This is a genomic window from Streptomyces sp. NPDC005803 (assembly GCF_040630435.1).
In the GTDB taxonomy this organism is placed as follows: Bacteria; Actinomycetota; Actinomycetes; order Streptomycetales; family Streptomycetaceae; genus Streptomyces.
Window position 1 is genome coordinate 183,624 of the sequence record NZ_JBEXXO010000006.1, and the last position, 20,911, is coordinate 204,534.

Consider the following 20,911-nt stretch of genomic DNA (forward strand, 5'->3'; position numbering starts at 1 on the left):
CTCCCCCAGGGGGAACGTTCAGAATGAGGGGATGCTGACCATTGGCGAGTTCTCGCGGCTGACCCACTTGAGCGTGCGGACCCTGCGCCGGTATCACGAGGCGGCCCTGCTGGAACCTGCCGTGGTGGACAAGACCACCGGTTACCGCTACTACGGCGTCGATCAAATCCCGACCGCGCAGGTCATCCACCGGCTCCGCGAGCTCGACGTCCCCCTGAGCGATGTGCAGCAGATCCTGCGGACCCCCGACCCTGGTGTCCGGGCGGCGCTGGTCGCGGAGCACCTGCAACGCCTCGAGGATGCGCTCGACCGCACCCGGGCCGCAGTCGTGTCGCTGCGCCGCCTCCTCCGGCCCGACCCCGCGCCCATCGACGTCGAGCTACGTGCGGAGCCCGCACGGACGGTCGCGGCGGTGGAGGCCGTAGTCGGGCACCGCGACATCGAGACCTGGTACGCAGGCGCGATGGCCGAATTGGAGGCGGCCGTCGCCGGCGACGTGACCGGACCGCCGGGCGGCAGCTACGACAACGCCCTTTTCGAGCAGGAGCGCGGTCACGCGCTCGTCTACCTGCCGTCCGCTGCGCCACCTCGCACCGGACGCGTGCACCCCGTGAGTCTGCCGGCCGCGGAACTTGCGGTCACCACCCATGTCGGCGAGCACGACGACATCGAGGTCACGTACGGCGAACTCGGGACCTGGGTGGTGGAGAACGCGATGTCGGTGGCCGGGCCGGTGCGGGAGGTCTACGTGGTCGGCCCCCGTGACACGAGCGATCCCGCTGCGTGGCGCACCGAGATCGGCTGGCCGGTCTTCCGTGTCACCTGAGGCGGTCAGTGCGGTGCGGAGTCTTGGAACGACGGGGCGCACACGTTGAGCCTCGCGCTCTCACGAATTGGAGCACGCATCGAGAGCGGCGGTCGGACGGTGGTCTCGCAGGCCGGGGGCGTGCTGCTGGTCGAGACCGTACGCAAGGCCGGCGGTCCGTGCTGCCCGGGCCGAAGCGCGTGCCCGCGTCTGGAAGTTGGCCGGCGAGCGGGCGCCGGATGCGCACGGGGCGGTGACCGTGGACCTCGACGGGGTGCTGGTAGTCGCGCACTCGGATAAGCAGGACGCCGCACCCACCTGGAAGCGAACCCACGGCCACCACCCGCTGATGGGGTTCGTCGACCACGGGCCGGGCGGCACCGGTGAGCCGGTCGCGGCTCTGATCAGACCGGGTAACGCGGGCTCGAACAGGGCAGACGACCACGTCACCGCCACCCAACTGGCCCTGGCTCAGCTACCGAAGGAGTACCGGCGCGGGCGCCGGACCCTGATCCGCGCCGACTCCGCCGGCGGCACCCACACCTTCGTCGCCTGGCTCGCCCAGCGGGGACGGTGGCTGTCCTACTCCGTCGGCATGACCGTCACCGAGCAGATCCACAGCCACGTGCTGAAGGTTCCGGCATCCGCCTGGACGCCGGCGGTCGAGACCGGCGGCGGGATCCGCGACGGCGCCTGGGGCGCCGAACTCACCGGCGACGTCCTGACCGGCTGGCCGAAGGGGATGCGGCTGATCGTCCGCAAGGAACGACCGCACCCCCGGGGCCCAGGTGCGGATCACCGATGCGGACGGCCTACGGCTGACGTGCTTCGCCACCAACACCCCCAATCGCAGGCGGATCCTCCGCCTCGCCCGGGCACCGGCCCTGGACCGGCGTGATTACCGACGTCCTCAACCAGCTCGCACTCCTGCCGAACGCCGACTGACCAGCAACCTTCACACCCCTACGACAGCAGCCGGCCCCGGAGCAGTGGAACCCGGCGCCACCCCGAGACGAGACCCGGGCCCCCCGCCTGCCCACCCGCAATCCACGGCACGAAACGGCCCATCGACTCCGTCGGCGGACCGTCATGAAACTTCGAGGCTAACGTGATCTACAACCTGTGCGACGTGGACGCGGGGTCGTTGACGAGCGGCTGGGAGAAGAACCCCCCGTCGACGGGCCCTGTTCGGTCTGATACTCCGCTTCGCTCCACGTCTTTTTCCAAGGCTCTCGCAGCCGCTGCCAGGCCGAAGGCCAACTGGTGACGCCTGAGGAAATGATTCCTTTTTCCATTCGCCTTGCAGCTGAATACAAAAAGGAATTCGCAACGAAACGCCCCAGGATATTCCGCATAAGAGCAGGGCGTTTGCGGGCACACGAGAAAATGTCCCCAGCACGCCCGTCGCTTTCGCTCCATTCCGTAAACCGGCTCCCGGCAACGGGCACACCGGAGGGGGCGCCTGCTCCGTGCCCCGCCTCCGCGCCGGGACGGAGCACGGAGGCGGGGCACAGGAAGCACCGAGACAGGGGGGCACGGAATTTCCGCGAGGTCAAACATCAGTGCAGAAATTGACAGAGCACTGACGGTATGCCCCCGAGAGCGTACGGAACCGCCGACCCGGTCACATCTTCACGCATTGACAGAACGCTGGGTGGGATGCCCTCGATACGTCAGAAAAATTCCTACCGCTTTCGGTCGCCAGGGAATTGACACCCGCCTGATAGTTGCTTACGGTCCGCTCGTCGGGTTTTCCGGACCGCGTCCGAAGGGTATTCATGACTACATCCACGTTGCCGAAGTCCAGGCAGCAGTTGATTCTTGCCGTCCTCATGATGTGTTCACTGCTGATCTGGCTGGACAACACCGTCCTGAGCACCACTCTGGAGACCCTCGCGGACCCGGTCCGCGGGCTGAACGCCGGCCCGGCCGAGCTGCAGTGGGCCACCGGCTCGTACACGCTGGCCTTCGCCACCTTGATGTTCACAGCGGGCGCGCTGGGCGACCGCTTCGGCCACCGGACCGTGCTCGCGACAGGCCTGGTGGTCTTCGCCGCGTCCTCGTTGTGGGCGGGGTTCGCGGGCGACGCGGGTCAGCTGATCGCCGCCCGGGCCGCGATGGGCGTCGGCAGCGCGCTGATCCTGCCCGGCAACATGGCCATCCTCATGTGGACCTTCACCGGCCCGGCGCGGTCGACGGCGATCGCCATCTCCTCGACCTCCGCCGGCGTCGGCATGGCCGTGGGCCCGGTGCTCGCCGGTGTGCTGCTCGACCACTTCTGGTGGGGCTCGGTCTTCCTGGTCAACGTCCCGGTCGTGGTTCTCGCGCTGATCGGCATCGCCGTGCTGGTCCCTGACTTCCGCAGCCCGGTCGCGCGACCCCTGGACCCGGCCGGAATGCTGCTGTCCATCAGCGGCCTCGCGGCGCTCGCCTACGGGCTGATCCGCATGGGGCAGGTAGCGGCCTGGGGCCGTACGGACGTCTGGGCGCCGATCGTCGCCGGACTGATCCTGCTGGCCCTGTTCGTCCGCGTCGAACTGCGCAGCAAGATGCCGAGCTTCGACCCCCGGCTTCTCGCCCAGCGCGTGTTCGGTGGCGGCAACGTGGCTCTCGGACTGCTTCTGTTCGCCGTTTCCGCCGTCACCTTCTACCACGCGTTCTACCTGCAGGGCGCCCGCGGCTACTCGCCGATCGAGGCGGGCCTGGCAGGCCTTCCGACCGCGCTCGGCGCGATCCTGGGGGCACCCGTGGGCGCGCGCCTGGTGCATCGCTGGTCGCTGCGGCTCGTCGCCGTGCCGGCCCTCACCGTCGCGGCGCTGACCATGGGCGCGTACGGGCTCTTCGGGCTGAGCACGTCCCTCGTCCGCATCGAGGTCCTGCTGCTCGTCCAGGGCCTGTCCATCGGCATGGTGCTCGGCCCGGTGACCGCGGCGTTGATCAGCACCCTGCCGTTGGAACGCGCCGGCGCCGGATCGGCCGTCACCAACACCGTGCGCCAGACCGGCAGCGTGATCGGGATCGCCGTCGGCGGCACGATCATGTCGATCGTGTACCGGCGCGCGATCGAACCCTCACTGCACCGTGTCCCCGGACCGGAGCGGGACCAGGCGCGGGTCTCCGCCGAACAGGCCCGGCACGTCGCCGCCACGTCCCACCTGCCCGCGCTCGGGCGCGCCGCCGATGACGCGTTCGTCCACGCCATGCACGTGGGTGCGATCTGGATCATGCTCATCGCGCTGCTCGGCGCGGCTGTACTGCTGCTGGCCCTGCGCCCGGTTCGTGAACTGATGTCTGCCGAGGTCGAGTTGGTGCCCGCAGAGGAAGTCGGCGCGAGCACGGACGAGGCGGCCCCCCAGGCCGGGGCCGATGCCCGGCCCGTCCGCGAGGGCGGCGACGTGGGCACCCGCTGACGCCAGGGTCGCCGCGTCCGCTCAGCGGCGTACCCGCGGCATCCCGAGACCGATCCACGAGATGATCTCCCGCTGGATCTCGTTGTTGCCGCCGCCGAAGGTGAAGATGACGGCGGACCGGTATCCGCGTTCGAGTTCGCCGTGCAGGACCGCGCCCGCGGAGCCCTCCTTGAGGGGGCCCGCCGAGCCGACGACCTCCATCAGCCAGGCGTAGGCGTCGCGGCGCGCCTCGGAGCCGTAGACCTTGACGGCTGAGGCGTCCTGGGGGGTGAGGGTGCCGTGCTGGACGGCCGACACCATCTGCCAGTTGAGGAGTTTCATCGCGTCGAGCCGGGTGTGCGTGCGGGCGAGGCGGGCGCGGACCCAGCCGAGGTCGATCACGCGGCGGCCGTCGGCGAGCCGGGTGCCGGCGGCCCAGCGGCGGACGTTGTGCAGGGCGCGGATGGCCATGGTGCCGTGGGCGGCGAGGGTGACCCGCTCGTGGTTGAGCTGGTTGGTGATGAGCCGCCAGCCCTGGTTCTCCTCACCGACCCGGCGGGAGACGGGGACGCGGATGTTCTCGTAATAGCTGGCCGCGGTGTCGTGCGAGGCGAGGGTGTTGATGAGGGTGCAGGAGTAGCCGGGGTCGGTCGTCGGGACGAGGAGCATGGTGATGCCCTTGTGGGGCGGGGCGTTCGGATCGGTGCGGGTGGCGAGCCAGACCCAGTCCGCGGTGTCGCCGTTGGTCGTCCAGATCTTCTGCCCGTTGACGACGTACGTGTCTCCGTCGCGCACCGCCCGGGTCTTGAGGGCGGCCAGATCGGTGCCCGCGTCGGGTTCGCTGTAGCCGATCGCGAAGTCGGTCTCCCCGGCGAGGATCTTCGGCAGGAAGTAGGCCTTCTGCTCATCCGTGCCGAACCGCATGATCGTCGGGCCGACCGTGTTGAGCGCCATCAGCGGCAGCGGGACGCCCGCCTGCGCCGCCTCGTCGAAGAAGATGAACTGTTCCATCGGGGTCAGGCCGCGCCCGCCGTACTCCGTGGGCCAGCCGACGCCGAGCCAGCCGTCGGCGCCCAGGCGCCTGATCGTCTCCCGGTAGAAGCGCTTCTGCGCGGCGGGATCGGCGTAGCGCGCGTAGGCGTTGTCGGGCACCAGGGCGGCGAAGTACGTATGCAGTTCGGCGCGCAACCGCTGCTGTTCAGGCGTGTATTCGAGGTGCACGGCCCCTCCAGGAGTCTCGCTTCGCGTCGTCCGTGTGCGGCGGCGCACACAGTAGAACGTGTTGCAAGAATCCGGAAGGGGCGCGGGCCCCGGGCGCGGCGGTCAGCGTTTGACTGCGCGCAGAACGACGAATTTGGGATCGCCGGCCACCGTGGTGCAGTTGCCGAAAACGCGGCGCAGCTGGGTGTGGTAGCCGAGGTGACGGTTGCCCACCACCCACAGTTCGCCGCCCTGGCGCAGCGCGCCGCGCGCCCCGTGGAACATGTTCCGGGCGGTGGCGTCCGTGGTGGCCTGGTGCGAGTGGAACGGCGGGTTGTTGAGGATCAGGTCCGCACTGCCGGGCTCGGCGCCGGCCAGCCCGTCGTCGACCACGAAGCGGGCTTCGGCGTCCGGTCCGGCGTTGGCCCGGAAGGTCGCCTCGGCCGAGGCGAGGGCCTGGTACGACTCGTCGACGAACGTGAGCGAGGCCTCGGGGTTGGACAGCGCTGCGGCCAGGCCGAGGACCCCGTTCCCACAGCCCAGGTCGACGACCCGGTCGGGGCCGCTGCGCACCGGCAGGTGCTTCAGGAAGAAGCGGGTGCCGATGTCGAGCCGCTCCGCGCAGAAGATCCCGGCATGGTTGACCACGGTGCGCCCGGCGACGGTCCCGACGTCGTCGGGCAGCTCGTAGCGGTGCGGCCAGGGGCTGGGGGTGCGGGGCAGGGAGGGATCGGGCGCGCAGTGGATGAGCCGGGCCTTCTTGACCGCGAGCGAGGTGCGGGTGGGGCCGATGATCCGCTCGAAGAGCTTGAGGGTGGAGGTGTGGATCTCCTTCACCATGCCGGTGCCGATGACGACGGTGCCCTCATGGACGGCGGGGGCGAGCCGGTGCAGCTGGTCCTCCAGGAGCGCCAGGCTCTTGGGCACCCGGACGAGCAGCACGTCGATGCGGTCCGGTGGTGTGTCGCGCGCGGACAGCAGGTGCACGCCGCCGGCGTCGGCCCCGTTGCGTTCCAGGTTCGCCGCCGTCGCCCGCTGCGCGAGGTACGAGTCGGTGATCTGTACGGGGCGGTGCGCGGCCAGCGCCGTACTCAGCGCGCCCCAGCGGTCGCCGACGATCACCACACGTCCGGAGAGGACGACCGGCTCGGCCCCGTCGATCCCCTCCAGATGCCGCAGCAGGTATTCGTCGGCCGCGTCCCAGGCTCGGAACGGGTCGCGGGGGTTCTCGGGGAATCGGGCGAGGTCGTACCCAGCCCCTGACGTCGTCAAACGGTTCATATTGCGTTCAGGCTAGCCGAGCGGCGCCGCGCGCGGGCACCACCGGTGGCCGCCGGCTCCGCACGGCTCGCCACCGCGCCACGACGGCCCGGCGCCCACGCGCCGCCGGCGTCCGCCGACGGCTGCGGCCGGCGCCGGGCCGCGGGTGACTACGGCAACTGCTTGTCGATGGCCGCCCTGCCCTCCCTGGCCAGCCTGCGCTCCGCCCACTCGAGATTCCGGGGTGTCAGGTCCCGCCCGGAAGCGAGCACCACGTCCTCGGCCGAAGGATCGTCGCTGGCGCCGGTGTGCAAGAGGCTGTCGGGGGTCACACCTCGTAGGGATATGGATTCGGGCTCGTCGCTCATGCCGCCTCCTCCTCGTCCTTGCGGTAATTCTCGCCCCCCGCCGACGGGGGCGCATCCGATGCCCTGACGGGGCCCTGGGGGGCCGGGCCCCGACCCTTACTTGACCTGCACATGATAGGTACGCAGCGTTCACACCTCGGTCACGGTGCGTGTGGAAGGCTCCGGCTGACCACCTAGTGACACGACCACCGCGCAGCCGCCCCCCACCCCGTGACGGCGCCGCGGTGCGCGTATGTCCGGAGAGGACACCCCACATGTCCCGTCGTCACCTTCACCGCCGGCGCCTCCTGCCGGCCACCCTCGCGGCCCTCGCGGTGCTCGCCGGAACCACGGCCGCCGCACCGGCCGCGGCACCACGGCCCCCGGCCACCTCCGCGGCCGGACTCGGCGCCCTGGACGACACGTACTACCAGGACGCGCTCGGCAAGACCGGCACCGCGCTCAAGGGCGCCCTGCACGCGATCATCAGCGACCAGTCCACGCTCAGCTACAGCCAGGTCTGGGACGCGCTGAAGGACACCGACGAGGACCCGGCCGACTCCTCGAACGTGATCCTTCTGTACACCGGGCGCTCCGAGCCCAAGAGCGACAACGGCGGCAACGCCGGCCAGTGGAACCGGGAGCACGTCTGGGCCAAGTCCCACGGCGACTTCGGCACGGCCACGGGCCCCGGCACCGACATCCACCATCTGCGCCCGGCGGACGTCGCCGTCAACTCCGCGCGTGGCAACAAGGACTTCGACGACGGCGGCGCCGAGGTGGCCGGCGCGCCCGGCAATTACACCGACGGCGACTCCTTCGAACCGCGCGACGCGGTCAAGGGCGACGTGGCCCGCATGATCCTCTACATGGCGGTGCGTTACGAGGGCGACGACTCGTTCGCCGACCTCGAACCCAACGACCGCGTGTCGAACGGTTCCGCACCGAACATCGGCCGGCTCTCCGTGCTGAAGACCTGGAGCGCGCAGGACCCGCCGGACACCTTCGAACGGCGGCGCAACGACGTCATATTCGACCGGTACCAGCACAACCGGAACCCGTTCGTCGACCACCCGGAGTGGGTGGAAGCCATCTGGTGAACGGCCCTCTCCGGGCCGGCCCCCGAAAGCATCCGCGCGGGCGCGCGCGGCGCGGGGCGCCTCAGCCGACGGCCGTCTCCGCGCACCAGGCCACGGCCTCCTCGCGGGAGGCGAAGCAGCGCGGGGCCCCGGCCTCTTCGCCCGGCGCGTAGAGGCGGCCGTCCGGGTCGGCCACGGCGGTGCGCCGGCCGTCGGCGTCGAGCCTCGCCAGCCCGCCGCGCAGCATCGCCCTGGCCACGGTGTCGATGTCCGTCACCCGCACCAGGTCGAGCACCACGGCGCCGGTCCGCCCGGTTCCCGCCTCGTCCAGGGCGTACAGCACCCGCTCCGCAGCGGTGAAGTCCAGGGCGCCCTGGGCCGCGGCGACCGCCACCCGCTCCCGGCGGGCGCGCTCCCGTGCGCCCGCCGGCGCGGCGGGCAGGCCGTCGGCGGTGGTGACCAGGGTGACGGTGGAGCCCGCCAGTGCCGGGTTGTGCATAAGGTGCAGGCCGAGCCGCTCCGAGAGCTTCCCGATCGCCAGGCGTCCCCGCACGGAGGTCCCCGCCGCATCGAGCAGCGGGCTGTACGCCGCCAGCCCGAACCGCGCCGGCCCCGCGGCGATCAGACCGCCGGACACCCCGCTCTTGGCCGGCAGGCCCACTCTGAGCAGCCAGTCCCCGGAGGCGTCGTACATGCCGCACGTCGCCATCACGGCGAGCACCTGGGCGGCCACGGGCTCGGGCACCACCCTGTCCCCCGTGAGCGGATTGACGCCGCCGTGGGCCAGGGTCGCCGCCATCGCGGCGAGGTCCAGGGCCGTGACCCGTACCGCGCACTGGCGGAAGTACGTCTCCACCGCCGCCACCGGGTCCACGGGCAGGGGCCCGGTACTGCGGATGAGGTAGGCGAGGGCGCGGTTGCGGTCCCCGGTGGCCGCCTCGGAGGCGTACACCTCCTCGTCGACGTCGAGTCTCCGGCCGGCGAACCGGCTCAGGCAGTCGAGGATGCGTCCGAACCTCGGCGCGCGGGGGGTGTCGGGGACGAGGGCGGTGGTGACGATGGCGCCCGCGTTGACCATGGCGTTGGCCGGGCGTCCGGTGCCGCGTTCCAGACTGATGGCGTTGAACGCCTCGCCGCTGGGCTCGGCGTTCACCCAGCGGCACACCTCGTCGAGGCCGAGGAGGGACAGCGCCAGGGCGTAGACGAACGGCTTCGACACGGACTGGACGGTGAACGGCACCTCGGCCTCGCCCACGCCGTACCGGTGGCCGTCCATGCTGATCAGGGCCAGCCCGAAGGCGCCCGGGTCGGCGTGGGTCAGTGGGGGGATGTAGTCGGCGAGCGCACCCTCGCCGACCCCGGAGTACCGGGTGTGCAGTTCTCGCAGTGCGTCCGTGACCGCACCGGTGGCGACGCCCACCCGGCCCGGGCCGTCAGCCGCGCTCGGCCTGGGCGATCCGGGGGAACGTCTTGACGCCGGCGGCCTTGCGGCTGTTGGCGTGCTGACTGACCGTCCGGTTCGGCGGGGCGTCGGCGAAGCCGAGCACCACCGAGTCGAGGACCTTTCCGGACGCGTCCACGAACTCCACCCGTACGGCGTAGAAGGCGGCCTTGCCGGAGCCGTTGGTCACCCGCACGAGGGCGCTGCGGAACTGTTCCGACGCGGCGACCGGGAGGCCGTTGACGGAGACGTCGTCGACTGCGTTGCCCTTTCCCTGGACGCCCTTGAGCATCGCCGCGGCCTGCTGCCGGTTGCGCTCGAGGTCGGCGGAGACGGAGGCCGCGAAGTCCTCCTGGGTGCGCGGACTCTCGGTGGCCTCGGTGGACGTGCCGGGCTCCGCGGACAGCGTACGGGTGCTCTTGGCCGTGCCCGGCGACGGGGAGTAGTCGCTGCCGCACGCCGCGGTGCCGGCGATGATCATCGCGGCGAGCACGGCGGGGGTCAGCCTGCGGGCCGCGCGGCCGCCGAGGGCGCGCCGCACGGGAGGTGTCTGGTTCACGGACGCTCCGTCTGCTCGGAAGTACGTAGGGAAGGGGAAGGTGAGGGCCGGCCGTGGGACCGGTCCCTGGGGGTCATGCCGCGTCGTCGCCGAAGATGTCGCGGAGCCGTTGCTCGCTGAGGGCGTCCAGATTGCTGTGCAGCAGTTCGGCGCCGTCGCCGGGGAGCGCCTCGCTGATCCGGTCGGGCACCTCGTTCATGGTGAGCAGGAACAGGGCCGAGGTGCCCGGCGTGACCTTCTCCTTGACTTCGGCGATGAAGTCGTCGTCGATGCCGACGTCGGCCAGCTTGCCGCCGAGCGCCCCGGCGGCCGCGCCGATGGCGGCGCCGAGCAGGGGCATCAGGAAGATCAGCCCGAAGAGCATGCCCCAGAAGGTGCCGCTCAGGGCGCCCGCGCCGACGAGGTTGAGCAATTGCTTCGTGCGCGGCTTGGCGCGGTCGGCGGGCCAGCTCACGACGGCGGCGTCCAGGATCTTGATCAGCCCCTCCCTCTGCAGGGACTTCAGCGTCGTCTCGACGTCCTCCGCACCCTCGGCCGACCGGAACTTCCACACCGTGAGCGTGGACATCGCGCACACCTCCCGAACCCGGAATGACCAACTCGCTCATATTAGGATCAAAAGGTATGAATTGACTCGTCGAATCACCCGCTCCGCACGGCAGTGCGCGCAAGTTTCCGGGAGGGAACTGATGGACACGGACGCCCTGACCGCCGGTCTGCTGCAAGAACTCCGCGCGGCCAAGCCCTATCCGGCTTTGTCCCTGACCATGCCGACCCATCGGCGCGCACCGGACAACGCCCAGGACGCCGTACGGCTGCGCAACCTGGTGTCCGAGGCCGGCCGCCGGCTCGACGCCGACCCCGAGGTCACCCGCGAAGCCCGCGCGGCGGTCGGGCAGCAGCTCGACCGGGCGGTCGCGGACATCGATCCGCGCCGCGCCCTGGACGCGCTGGTGCTGCTCGTGACGGCGGACGAGTACCAGATCTGGCAACTGCCGCGCACCACACCCGAACGGGTGGTTCTCAGCGACACCTACCTGACCCGCAACCTGGTCGCCGCGAAGGCTCAGGCGCAGCCCTTCTGGGCGCTCACCGTGTCGGCGGACCACGCGGCCCTGTTCAGCGGCACGTCCGACACCGCGCACGAGGAGCACATCGGCGGCTTCCCGCTGACGGCTCCGCGCGAGGCGCCCAACCCCCAGCGTGAGGAGCGGATCGGCGACACCCCGAGCACCTTCACCGACGAGGAGACCCGGCAGTTCCTGCGCACGGTGGACGAGAAGCTGCGCGGGGTGCTGGCCACCGATCCGCGCCCGCTCTACCTCGTCGGCCTCGCTCCGGCGCTGGCGCTGTTCGACGAGGTCGGCGAGGTCGCCGCGCACGCGGCGGGCCGGGTCACCAAGGGCGCGCCCGCCGACACCTCCCCCAGCGATCTGCTGGACGAACTGCGTCCCGCGCTGGAGGCCCGGCAAAAGCGGTTCGCCGCGGAGATCGACGGCAAGCTGGACGAGGCCCGGGGGCGGCGCGCCTTCGCCGGCGGCCTCGACGAGGTGTGGGCCGCCGTACGGGAGGGACGCGCCGGCCTGGTGGCGGTGGAGGAGCACCACCAGCAGACGGTGCGGGTCGACCAGGAGCACCTGGTCCCGGTGAGCGGGGACGCGGCGGACCCGGCCGACGAGAAGGTCCGTGAGGACATCGTCGACGAACTGGTCGAGGCGGCGCTGGACAGCGGCGCCGAGGTCGTGTTCGTCGCGGACGACTCGCTCAAGGAGCACGGACGGATCGCGGCGGCGCTGCGCTACTGACCGAAGGCCGCAGGCCCGGACGGCCGTACCGTCCGGGCCTGCGGCGTGCTCAGCCCTCCCAGGTCCAGTCGGCCACCTCCGGCAGGTCCGTGCCGTGGGCCCGGATCCAGTCGTGGTGGCGGGTCCGGGTGTCCACCATCGCCTGGCGCACCGGCGCCGCGCGGACCCCCAGGCCCGGGACCCGGTCGATGACGTCCATGACGAGGCGGTAGCGGTCGAGGTCGTTGCGGACCACCATGTCGAAGGGCGTGGTGGTCGTCCCCTCCTCCTTGTAGCCCCTCACGTGCAGCTGGGCGTGTCCGGCGCGGCGGTAGGCCAGCCGGTGGATCAGCCAGGGGTAGCCGTGGTAGGCGAAGATCACCGGCTTGTCCCGGGTGAAGAGGGCGTCGTACTCGGAGTCCGGCATCCCGTGCGGATGCTCCGCATGGGGCATGAGCCGGGCCATGTCGACGACGTTCACCACCCGCACGGACAGTTCCGGCAGGTGACGCCGCAGCAGACCGGCAGCCGCCATGACCTCCAGGGTGGGCACGTCGCCGGCACACGCGAGCACGACATCGGGCTCGCGGCCTCCGTCCTCGGTGCCCGCCCACTCCCAGACGCCCGCACCGCGCGCGCAGTGCGCCCGGGCCTGGTCGAGCGTGAGCCAGTCGAAGCTCGGCTGCTTGCCCGCCACGATCACGTTCACGTAGTCGCGGCTCCGCAGGACGTGGTCGGCCACCGAGAGCAGGGTGTTCGTGTCCGGGGGCAGATAGACGCGTACGACCTCCGGGCTCTTGTTCAGGACGTGGTCGACGAAGCCCGGGTCCTGGTGCGAGAAGCCGTTGTGGTCCTGACGCCAGACGTGCGAGGTGAGCAGGTAGTTGAGGGAGGCGATGGGGCGGCGCCAGGGCAGCCGCCGGGAGGTCCGCAGCCACTTGATGTGCTGGTTGACCATGGAGTCGACGATGTGGGCGAACGCCTCGTAGCAGGAGAAGAGCCCGTGCCGGCCGGTGAGCAGATAGCCCTCCAGCCAGCCCTGGCACAGGTGCTCGGAGAGGACCTCCATGACCCGCCCGTCGCGGGCGAGGTGCTCGTCGGTGGGAAGCGTCCCGGCCTGCCAGGCCTTGCCGGTGGCCTCGTAGACGGCGTCGAGGCGGTTCGACGCCGTCTCGTCGGGGCCGACGAGACGGAAGTCCCGGCGGTCGGCGGTGGCGGCCATGACGGCCTCCAGCAGGCCGCCGAGAACGCGGGTCGGTTCGTGGAGTGCGGACCCTGGCCTGTCCACCGGCACCGCGTGCTCGTCGAGGGCGGGAACCGGCAGATCGCGCAGCAGCAGGCCGCCGTTGGCGTACGGGGTGGCGCCGAGCCGTGCCGTGCCCTCGGGCACGCAGGCGAGTACCTGGTCCGTGGGGCGCCCCTCGGCGTCGAAGAGTTCCTCGGGCCGGTACGAGCGCAGCCAGCGCTCCAGCTGCCGCAGGTGCCCGGGATTGTCGCGGACCCCGGGCAGCGGGACCTGGTGGGCCCGCCAGGTGCCCTCGACGGGAACTCCGTCGACCTCGGCGGGGCCGGTCCACCCCTTCGGGGTACGCAGCACGATCATCGGCCAGCGCGGGCGCGCGGTGTCACCACCGGTCCGGGCGGCGTCCTGGAGCTCCCGGATGCGGTCGAAGGCCCGGTCCATCGCCGCGGCCATCGCCCGGTGCACGGTGAGGGGGTCGTCCCCCGCCACGTACAGCGGCTCGTGTCCGTAGCCGCGCAGCAGGGCGTCGAGCTCGTCCTCGGGGAGACGGGCGAGCACGGTCGGGTTGGCGATCTTGTAACCGTTGAGGTGCAGGACCGGAAGGACGGCGCCGTCGTGGACGGGATCGAGGAACTTGTTGGCGTGCCAGGAGCCGGCCAGCGGCCCGGTCTCCGCCTCGCCGTCACCGATGACACAGGTGACCAGCAGCTCCGGGTGGTCGAGTGCGGCACCGTAGGCATGGGCCAGGGCGTAACCGAGTTCACCGCCCTCGTGGATGGAGCCGGGGGTCTCCGGCGCGACGTGGCTGGGTACGCCGCCGGGGAAGGAGAACTGTTTGAACAGCGCCCCCATGCCCGCCTCGTCCCGGCTGACATCGGGGTACGTCTGCGAGTAGCTGCCCTCCAGCCAGGAGTTGGCGAGCACGGCGGGGCCCCCGTGTCCCGGGCCCCAGACGCACAGCGCGGGGATGCCGCGCTGTGCGATGAGGCGGTTGAGGTGGGTGTACACGAGGTTGAGACCGGGTGAGGTGCCCCAGTGACCGAGGAGTCTGGGCTTGATGTCCTCGGGGGCGAGCGGCCGGGTCAGCAGCGGATTGTCCATCAGGTAGATCTGGCCGACGGCCAGGTAGTTGGCGGCCCGCCAGTGCGCGTCGAGCGCGGCGATCTCCTCCTCGGTCGGGCCGGTCGTCGACGGGGACGGCGGGGCGTCGCTCATGGTCACCTCTCTGTGGACGTGTGAGATGGTCCGGCTCTATCGCGGCTCGGGGCCGTACCAGACGGTGGTGGCGTTGCAGAACTCGCGGATGCCGTGACCGGCGAGCTCACGTCCGTAACCGGAGCGCTTCACCCCGCCGAAGGGCAGCGCGGGGTGCGAGGCCGTCATGCCGTTGAAGAACACGCCGCCCGCCTCCAGGTCGCGGATGCAGCGCCTGCTCTCCTCGGCGTCGCGGGTCCAGACGTTGGAGCTGAGTCCGAAGGGCGTGTCGTTGGCCAGTTCCACGGCCTCGTCGAGGCTGTCCGCCCGGTAGAGCGTGGCGACGGGGCCGAAGGTCTCCTCACGGTGGATGCGCATGGCGGGAGTGACCCCCGCGAGGACCGTGGGGGCGTAGAACCAGCCCCGCTCCAGTCCGCCCGTCAGCCCCTCGGGCCGGCCGCCGCCGCACAGGGCGTGCGCGCCCTGCCGGACCGCGTCGTCGACGAGTTCCTCCAGGTCGGTGCGTCCCTGCTCGCTGGCGAGGGGGCCGACGTCGGTGGACTCCTCCAGCGGGTCGCCGACGGTCAGGTCGCGCATCCCCACGGTGAAGCGTTCGGCGAACTCCTCGTACACCTGCGTGTGCACGATGAACCGCTTGGCGGCGATGCAGGACTGCCCGTTGTTCTGGACGCGGGCGGTGACGGCGGTGCGGGCCGCCTTGGCGACGTCGGCCGAGGGCAGCACGAGGTAGGGGTCGCTGCCGCCCAGCTCCAGGACGGTGCGCTTGACCTCGTCGCCCGCGACGGCCGCGACGGCGCGGCCGGCCGGTTCGCTGCCGGTCAGGGTGGCCGCGGCCACCCTGCGGTCGCGCAGGATCGCCTCGATGGCCCCGGAGCCCACCAGGAGCGTCTGGAAGCAGCCGGCCGGGAATCCGGCCCGGTGGAACAGATCGCCGAGGTACAGCGCGGTCTGCGGCACGTTCGAGGCGTGTTTCAGCAGACCGGTGTTTCCGGCCATGAGCGCGGGGGCCGCGAACCGCACGACCTGCCAGAGGGGGAAGTTCCACGGCATCACGGCCAGCACGGTCCCCAGGGGCCGGTAGTGGACATAGGCGCGGGAGGCGCCGGAGTCCTCGACGTCGGCGGGCGAGGGGTGCTCGTCGCCGAGGAGTTCCTCGGCGTGGGCGGCGTACCAGCGCATCGCCTTGGCGCACTTCGCGGCCTCGGCCCGGGACGCCTTGAGGGGCTTGCCCATCTCCAGGGTCATGGTCCGCGCGATGTCCTCCTGGTCCTCGTCGAGGAGGTCCGCGGCCCGGTTCAGCAGCCGGGACCGTTCGCCGAATCCGGTGGTGCGGTACTCCCGGAAGGCGGCGTCCGCCGCGGCGAGCCGCCGCTCGATCTCGTCCGCTCCCAGGGCGTCGAACTTTCTGAGGGTCTCGCCGTTCGCGGGGTTGACCGTCGCGATGGGCATGACTGTGGCCTCCTTGCCTCGGTACTTCGACCGTGCCGCGCCGCAGACGCCGGCGCAACGCGGGCCGCCGCCATCCGCATACCCGACCGGCGCGGACCATGCATGCCGAGGGCATGCGATCCGCGCCGGAAGGGCAGTGGGGGGTGGGGCGTGGGGCCGGTCGGTGCCGCGCGCCTCAGACGAGGGCGGGGGCGCCGGTCCTGACGGGGGCGTCCGTGGGGAGGTCCGTGACCACGGCCGGCGCCAGGCGGAACTCGCGGACTCCGGGCAGCGGCGGCAGCGGCACCAGTTCGACGTGCTGCGGCTCCTGCGCGTAGCGGGTGAACCAGACGACCTTGCCCTCGGTGGTCCGGCAGGTGCCCCAGCTGTCACTGAGGGCCATGACCCGGCTGAGGCCGCCGCCCTCGTGGAGCAGCCGCGGCATGTCGGAGCCGTTGTCGGCGACGGAGACCGTGAGGTGCCGTCCGGACCAGCGGAGTTCGACGACGCAGTGGTTGTCGTCACCGACGTGCCGGTGGACGTTGGTCAGCAGTTCCTCCACGGCACGGCACACGGGCCGGACGTGGAGTTCGAGACTCCAGTGGCGGAGGTGTGCGGCGACGATCCGTCGCAGCTGGGACACACGCTCTGCCGAAACCTGTAGTTCGACCACATAGTGCCGGTCGAGTGGAACGGTCATCGTCGAGGCTCCTCACATCGAGGCCCACATGCTTCGCCCCGTTGCACCAACGACCCCCGAATACGAAGAGTGAGCAGATGTCACTTCTGGGTCACTCCTTAGGGTGAGGCCGCGGAGCAGCTCGCGCAACATATCGGGCTGTGCACCCGCGCGACCGGCGCTTCTCCGCGCGTCGGGGCGTCTCCGTCAGGTCAGATGCGGCAGCAGCCGGTCGGGGGTGAGCGGGAGAGTGCGCAGCCGGACGCCGGTGGCGTGATGGACGGCGTTGCCGATCGCCGCGGCCGCGCCGACGATGCCGATCTCGCCGATGCCCTTGCTGCCCATGGGGTTGAGGTGCGGGTCGTCCTCGTCGATCCAGTGCGCCTCCAGGCCGGTCGCGTCGGCGCAGGCCGGGACGTGGTACGAGGCGAGGTCGCTCTCGGCGAAGTCTCCGAAGGCCGGGTCCATGGTGCTGCCCTCGGTCAGGGCCATGCCGAGTCCCATGGTCATGCCGCCGATGAACTGGGACCGCGCGGTGCGTGCGTTCAGGATGTGCCCGGCGGCGAAGACCCCGAGCATCCGGCGTACCCGGACCTCACCGGTCCGGGAGTCGACCGCGGCCTCCGCGAAGTGCGCCCCGAACGCGTGACGCGCGTAGGGGGATTCCGCGGCCGTCTCCTCGGTGGTGTCCGCGGTGACGGTCACTCCGGCGGCGGGCAGCGGTCCGGAGCTCGCACCGAGCCGCTCCACGAGTGCGGTGGCCGCTTTGTGCACGGACCAGCCCCAGGAGGCGGTGCCCGAGGAGCCGCCGGCCAGCGGGGCGTCCGGCAGGTCGCTGTCGCCGATGTCCACGGTCACGTTGTCCACCGGTGTCTTCAGCACGCTTGCGGCGATCTGGGCCAGTACGGTCCGGGCGCCGGTGCCGATGTCGGTGGCGTTGACGGCGATGCGGTAGGAGCCGTCGGGGGCCGCGTGCGCCGACGCGTGGGAGGCGCTGGCGTAGACGGGGTACGTGGCGGCGGCGACACCCGTACCGAGCAGCAGGGGACCTTCCCGGCGGACTCCCGGACGCGGGTCGCGGTCGTCCCAGCCGAAGCGTGCGGCGCCGTCGCGGAGACAGGCGGCCAGGTTGCGGCTGCTGAAGGGCTTGGCGGAGTCGGGCTCGGCGGCCGGGTCGTTGCGCAGCCGCAACTCGACGGGGTCGAGACCGAGGGCGAGGGCGAGTTCGTCGACCGCCGATTCGAGGGCGTACATGCCGGGCGCCTCGCCCGGGGCACGCATCCACGACGGGCTCGGGACGTCGAGCGCGGTGACCCGGTGGACGGTCCTGCTGTGGGCGGACCCGTACATCACACGGGCCGGGACGGCGGCCTGCTCCACGAACTCCTTGACGGTGGAGGTGTGGGTGATGACCTCGTGGGCCACCGAGGTGAGCACCCCGTCGGTCCGCGCACCGAGCCGGACCCGCTGCACGGTGGGCGCCCGGTGGCCGACCACGGTGGCCATGTGGCGCCGGGGCACGGCGAGCTCGACGGGGTGCCCCGTGTGGAGCGCCGCCATGGCGGCGAGCACGGCCTGGGGGCGCGGCGTGCCCTTGCTGCCGAACCCGCCGCCGACGTGCCGGGACACGACGGTGACCTGGTCCGGCCGGACTCCGAACACGGTGGCGAGGCTGTCCCGCACCTTGGTGGCGCCCTGGCTTGAGTCGTACACCGTGAGGCGGCCGTCCGTCGACCACTGGGCGGTCGAGGAGTGCGGCTCCATGGGGTGGTTGTGCAGCGGACCGATCGTGTACGTGACGTCCACCTGTACGGGCGCGGCGGCGAAGGCGCTGTCGAAGTCGCCGCGTTCACGCACGGCCGGATATCCGCCGTTGGCGGTCTGCGGGGTGTACAGCCCGGCATGGTCCCCGGTGAGGACGACGTCGTGCGGGGCCGTCTCGTAGGTGATGTGCAGCGCCTCGGCGCCTGCCTGTGCGGCTTCCAGGGTGTCGGCCACCACCACGGCGATCTGCCAGCCCCGGTGCGGCACGTGGTCGTTCTGCAGGACGGCGAGGATCGGGTCGTCCGGCTCCTCGGTCCGTGGCGCGTTCTCGTGGGTGAGGACGGCGCGGACGCCGGGCAGGGAGAGGGCGTCGGCGGTCCGGATCGCGGTGACCCGGCCGCGGGGCACGGTGGCGGGCACGGGCCAGGCGTACAGACAGCCGGGCAGGTTGCGCTCGGCGGCGTAGCGCGCGGCGCCGGTCACCTTGTCCCGGCCCTCGCGGCGGACGACGGGGGCGCCCAGCGGCTGGGGGGCGTGGCTCATGGCGGGGTCCTCGGCTCTTCGGGGTCGGGGGTCAGCGGGGCGGGCGCGCTCAGGAGCCGGCGTCTTCCGGGGCGGCCGTGAGGGCGGCCAGGGCGTCGACGGCCAGATGGCGGGCCAGGGCCACCTTGAACGCGTTGTCGCGGAGCGGACGGGCCGCGGCGAGCTCGGCGTCCACCGCGTTCAGGTAGGTGGCATCGGTGGCGGGTGCGCCGCGCAGCGCCTCCTCGGCGGTGCGGGCACGCCAAGGGCGGTGGGCGAGTCCGCCGAACGCCAGCGCGGCCTGCTCGATCCGCCCTTCGCGCACGCGCAGGACGGCCGCCACGGACGCCAGGGCGAACGCGAACGAGGCGCGGTCGCGGGCCTTGCGGTACAGGCAGACCGTGCCGTCGGGGAGCGGTGGAAGGAGCACCTCGGTGATCATTTCGTCCGGCCGGATCACGGTGTCCACGCTCGGGTCGTCCCCGGGCAGGCGGTGGAAGTCGGTGAGGGCCACGGTCCGTTCGCCGTCGGGTCCGTGCAGGATCACCGCCGCGTCGAGGGCGGCGAGCGCCACGGCCATGTCCGACGGGTGGGTGGCGACGCACTCGGAGGAGTGACCGATGACGGCGAGGTCGCGGTGCACGCCCTCGACGGCGGGGCAGCCGCTGCCGGGCTCCCGCTTGTTGCAGGGCTTCGACGTGTCCTGGAAGTACGGGCAGCGGGTGCGCTGGAGCAGATTGCCCCCGGTGGTGGCGGCGTTGCGCAGTTGCCCGGAGGCCCCGGCCAGCAGCGCCTGGGAAAGGGCGGGATAGCGGGCGCGCACCGAGGGGTGGGCGGCCAGATCGCTGTTGCGGACGGTGGCCCCGATGCGCAGTCCGCCGTCGGCGGTGTCCGTCACCTGGTCCAGGGGCAGCCGGCTGACGTCGATGAGCAGGCCGGGGCTCTCCACGCCGAGCTTCATCAGGTCGACCAGGTTGGTGCCGCCGCCGAGGAACCGGGCACCGGAATGGGCAGCGCTCTCCCGGACCGCTTCGGCGACGGAGGCTGCGCGCAGGTAGGCGAAGGGTTTCACGACGCGAGGTCCCCGATCGCCTCGACGATGCGGGGGTACGCGCCGCACCGGCACAGGTTGCCGCTCATCCGCTCACGGATCTCGGCGGCGTCGAGCGGCGCCGGGGCGGTGACGGCGGCGGTGCCGGCGGTGACGTGGGACGGAAAGCCGTCCCGCGCCTCGCCCAGAACGCCGATGCCCGAGCAGATCTGGCCGGGCGTGCAGTAGCCGCACTGGAGGGCGTCGCGCTCCAGGAAGGCTTCCTGGAGCGGGTGCAGCCGGTCGCCGTCGGCCAGACCCTCGACCGTGGTGATCCGGGCCCCGTCGTGGGCTACGGCCAGCAGCAGACAGCTGTTGGCGCGCCGGCCGTCGACCAGCACGGTGCAGGCGCCGCACTGGCCGTGGTCACAGCCCTTCTTCGCCCCGGTCAGACCCAGGTGCAGGCGCAGGGCGTCCAGGACCGTGGTGCGGTGGTCGAGCGTCAGGGTGTGCTCGGTTCCGTTGATGTGGAGGGTGAGGGTGGAAAGGTGGGGAAGGTGGCCTCGCTCCCGCTCCTGCCCCTCACCGTCCCTCCCCCGGCTGGTCGGGTCCACGTGACGGCGCCTTTCGAGAGAGGTCGTTTCGTCTGCTTTCTACCAGTTGGTCACCGTTTTCGCGTCATGGCCGCGGGCCGGCGGAGCGTTCGGCCTACTTGTTCTCCAGTCGCAGCCGGACCTCCTCCTCCTGGTCGCCGGACACGGTGCCCACGACCCGCACGGCGAAGGCGCCCGCCAGACCCTGCCGGAGCCGGTCGACCGCCCAGTAGCCACCCTGCACGTCGGCGGTGACGGGAGCGCCGAGCCGCACCGGCCCGGACACCACGCGGACCTCGGTGACGTCGACGGTCACGACCCATGCCGTGGGCCGCTTGCCGGTGACGTCGTGCGGCACGTCGACGGAGGCCCGGTCGGTGGCGAAGGCCGCCCGCAGCACGTCGAAGACGGTGCGTGCGTCATCGCTCTCGCACCCGCTGACGACGACCGACACCTCGCTGTCGTGCCGGCTTTCCTCGGACTGCTGCTTTTCCTGTGTGCTGTTCACCGTGGTTCCTTCCCAAGGGGTCACTTCCAGGCTCGCCCCACGGACGGCGGCCTGCGACACGTGCG

General features: G+C 71.8%; 17 protein-coding genes and 1 pseudogene. 5 read left to right on the plus strand and 13 right to left on the minus strand.

What is annotated here, in order from left to right; translation table 11 throughout:
• Positions 1-31 precede the first annotated feature (31 nt).
• The 3 genes and pseudogenes from ABZ454_RS11385 to ABZ454_RS11395 all read left to right on the plus strand — a co-directional run bounded on the left by ABZ454_RS11385 (position 32) and on the right by ABZ454_RS11395 (position 4,215).
• Entirely contained in the window at positions 32-826 is a 795-nt protein-coding gene (locus ABZ454_RS11385) for a MerR family transcriptional regulator (protein WP_359537355.1), read from the plus strand.
• A gap of 151 nt (positions 827-977) precedes the next feature.
• A pseudogene (locus ABZ454_RS11390) lies at positions 978-1,750 on the plus strand (transposase); the annotation flags it as partial.
• Positions 1,751-2,583: 833 nt separating this feature from the next.
• Positions 2,584-4,215, plus strand: coding sequence for an MFS transporter (locus ABZ454_RS11395; protein ID WP_359537357.1), 1,632 nt, complete (start codon positions 2,584-2,586; stop codon positions 4,213-4,215).
• Between the two features lie 21 nt (positions 4,216-4,236).
• On the opposite strand, the gene ABZ454_RS11400 is transcribed toward ABZ454_RS11395, so the two are convergent.
• From ABZ454_RS11400 to ABZ454_RS11410, 3 genes are all read right to left on the minus strand, one after another.
• The gene (locus tag ABZ454_RS11400; protein WP_356322136.1) at positions 4,237-5,415 is read right to left on the minus strand and encodes an acyl-CoA dehydrogenase family protein; all 1,179 of its coding nucleotides are present in this window, start codon (positions 5,413-5,415) and stop codon (positions 4,237-4,239) included.
• A gap of 102 nt (positions 5,416-5,517) precedes the next feature.
• Positions 5,518-6,675, minus strand: a complete 1,158-nt coding sequence (locus ABZ454_RS11405; protein ID WP_356322135.1) for a methyltransferase — start codon at positions 6,673-6,675, stop codon at positions 5,518-5,520.
• 149 nt (positions 6,676-6,824) lie between these two features.
• A complete protein-coding gene (locus ABZ454_RS11410) occupies positions 6,825-7,022 on the minus strand; it encodes a hypothetical protein (RefSeq protein WP_356322134.1) in 198 nt (65 codons plus the stop codon).
• A gap of 254 nt (positions 7,023-7,276) precedes the next feature.
• On the opposite strand from ABZ454_RS11410, the gene ABZ454_RS11415 reads away from it, so the two are divergent.
• The gene (locus ABZ454_RS11415; RefSeq protein WP_359537359.1) at positions 7,277-8,101 is read left to right on the plus strand and encodes an endonuclease; all 825 of its coding nucleotides are present in this window, start codon (positions 7,277-7,279) and stop codon (positions 8,099-8,101) included.
• A gap of 61 nt (positions 8,102-8,162) precedes the next feature.
• On the opposite strand, the gene glsA is transcribed toward ABZ454_RS11415, so the two are convergent.
• The 3 genes from glsA to ABZ454_RS11430 all read right to left on the minus strand — a co-directional run bounded on the left by glsA (position 8,163) and on the right by ABZ454_RS11430 (position 10,648).
• Positions 8,163-9,500 (minus strand): glutaminase A, encoded by a 1,338-nt coding sequence (gene glsA / locus ABZ454_RS11420; RefSeq protein ID WP_359537361.1) that lies wholly within the window; start codon positions 9,498-9,500, stop codon positions 8,163-8,165.
• A 13-nt stretch (positions 9,501-9,513) separates the two neighbouring features.
• Complete coding sequence (locus ABZ454_RS11425; RefSeq protein ID WP_356322131.1) at positions 9,514-10,080, minus strand: hypothetical protein; 567 nt, start codon at positions 10,078-10,080, stop codon at positions 9,514-9,516.
• Positions 10,081-10,153: 73 nt separating this feature from the next.
• Positions 10,154-10,648 (minus strand): DUF1269 domain-containing protein, encoded by a 495-nt coding sequence (locus ABZ454_RS11430; RefSeq protein ID WP_359537363.1) that lies wholly within the window; start codon positions 10,646-10,648, stop codon positions 10,154-10,156.
• 121 nt (positions 10,649-10,769) lie between these two features.
• On the opposite strand from ABZ454_RS11430, the gene ABZ454_RS11435 reads away from it, so the two are divergent.
• Complete coding sequence (locus ABZ454_RS11435) at positions 10,770-11,885, plus strand: chemotaxis protein (protein WP_359537364.1); 1,116 nt, start codon at positions 10,770-10,772, stop codon at positions 11,883-11,885.
• Positions 11,886-11,934: 49 nt separating this feature from the next.
• Here the strand turns inward: ABZ454_RS11435 and ABZ454_RS11440 are convergent, their stop codons facing one another.
• The 7 genes from ABZ454_RS11440 to ABZ454_RS11470 all read right to left on the minus strand — a co-directional run bounded on the left by ABZ454_RS11440 (position 11,935) and on the right by ABZ454_RS11470 (position 20,846).
• Entirely contained in the window at positions 11,935-14,322 is a 2,388-nt protein-coding gene (locus ABZ454_RS11440; RefSeq protein WP_359537366.1) for a phosphoketolase family protein, read from the minus strand.
• A 36-nt stretch (positions 14,323-14,358) separates the two neighbouring features.
• On the minus strand, positions 14,359-15,771 hold the full coding sequence (locus tag ABZ454_RS11445) for an NADP-dependent succinic semialdehyde dehydrogenase (protein WP_356322127.1): 1,413 nt from the start codon (positions 15,769-15,771) through the stop codon (positions 14,359-14,361).
• A 175-nt stretch (positions 15,772-15,946) separates the two neighbouring features.
• Entirely contained in the window at positions 15,947-16,450 is a 504-nt protein-coding gene (locus ABZ454_RS11450; RefSeq protein WP_356322126.1) for an ATP-binding protein, read from the minus strand.
• A gap of 186 nt (positions 16,451-16,636) precedes the next feature.
• Positions 16,637-18,736 carry a xanthine dehydrogenase family protein molybdopterin-binding subunit gene (locus tag ABZ454_RS11455; RefSeq protein ID WP_359537368.1) on the minus strand — a complete coding sequence of 700 codons (2,100 nt, stop codon included), beginning with the start codon at positions 18,734-18,736 and terminating at the stop codon, positions 16,637-16,639.
• Positions 18,737-18,785: 49 nt separating this feature from the next.
• Positions 18,786-19,787, minus strand: a complete 1,002-nt coding sequence (locus tag ABZ454_RS11460; protein ID WP_359537369.1) for a xanthine dehydrogenase family protein subunit M — start codon at positions 19,785-19,787, stop codon at positions 18,786-18,788.
• Positions 19,784-20,359, minus strand: a complete 576-nt coding sequence (locus ABZ454_RS11465) for a 2Fe-2S iron-sulfur cluster-binding protein (protein ID WP_359537370.1) — start codon at positions 20,357-20,359, stop codon at positions 19,784-19,786. Before ABZ454_RS11465 ends, ABZ454_RS11460 begins: the two co-directional genes overlap by 4 nt.
• Before the next feature lie 94 nt (positions 20,360-20,453).
• A complete protein-coding gene (locus ABZ454_RS11470) occupies positions 20,454-20,846 on the minus strand; it encodes a hypothetical protein (protein ID WP_356322122.1) in 393 nt (130 codons plus the stop codon).
• Positions 20,847-20,911: the final 65 nt, after the last annotated feature.

Excerpts from the sequence above, each read along its gene's own strand:
- ABZ454_RS11385 (WP_359537355.1), top strand. The coding sequence starts at position 32 with ATGCTGACCATTGGCGAGTTCTCGCGGCTGACCCACTTGAGCGTGCGG.
- ABZ454_RS11395 (WP_359537357.1), top strand. The coding sequence starts at position 2,584 with ATGACTACATCCACGTTGCCGAAGTCCAGGCAGCAGTTGATTCTTGCC.
- ABZ454_RS11405 (WP_356322135.1), bottom strand. The coding sequence starts at position 6,675 with ATGAACCGTTTGACGACGTCAGGGGCTGGGTACGACCTCGCCCGATTC.
- ABZ454_RS11410 (WP_356322134.1), bottom strand. The coding sequence starts at position 7,022 with ATGAGCGACGAGCCCGAATCCATATCCCTACGAGGTGTGACCCCCGAC.
- ABZ454_RS11415 (WP_359537359.1), top strand. The coding sequence starts at position 7,277 with ATGTCCCGTCGTCACCTTCACCGCCGGCGCCTCCTGCCGGCCACCCTC.
- ABZ454_RS11430 (WP_359537363.1), bottom strand. The coding sequence starts at position 10,648 with ATGTCCACGCTCACGGTGTGGAAGTTCCGGTCGGCCGAGGGTGCGGAG.
- ABZ454_RS11435 (WP_359537364.1), top strand. The coding sequence starts at position 10,770 with ATGGACACGGACGCCCTGACCGCCGGTCTGCTGCAAGAACTCCGCGCG.
- ABZ454_RS11440 (WP_359537366.1), bottom strand. The coding sequence starts at position 14,322 with ATGAGCGACGCCCCGCCGTCCCCGTCGACGACCGGCCCGACCGAGGAG.
- ABZ454_RS11445 (WP_356322127.1), bottom strand. The coding sequence starts at position 15,771 with ATGCCCATCGCGACGGTCAACCCCGCGAACGGCGAGACCCTCAGAAAG.
- ABZ454_RS11450 (WP_356322126.1), bottom strand. The coding sequence starts at position 16,450 with ATGACCGTTCCACTCGACCGGCACTATGTGGTCGAACTACAGGTTTCG.
- ABZ454_RS11455 (WP_359537368.1), bottom strand. The coding sequence starts at position 18,736 with ATGAGCCACGCCCCCCAGCCGCTGGGCGCCCCCGTCGTCCGCCGCGAG.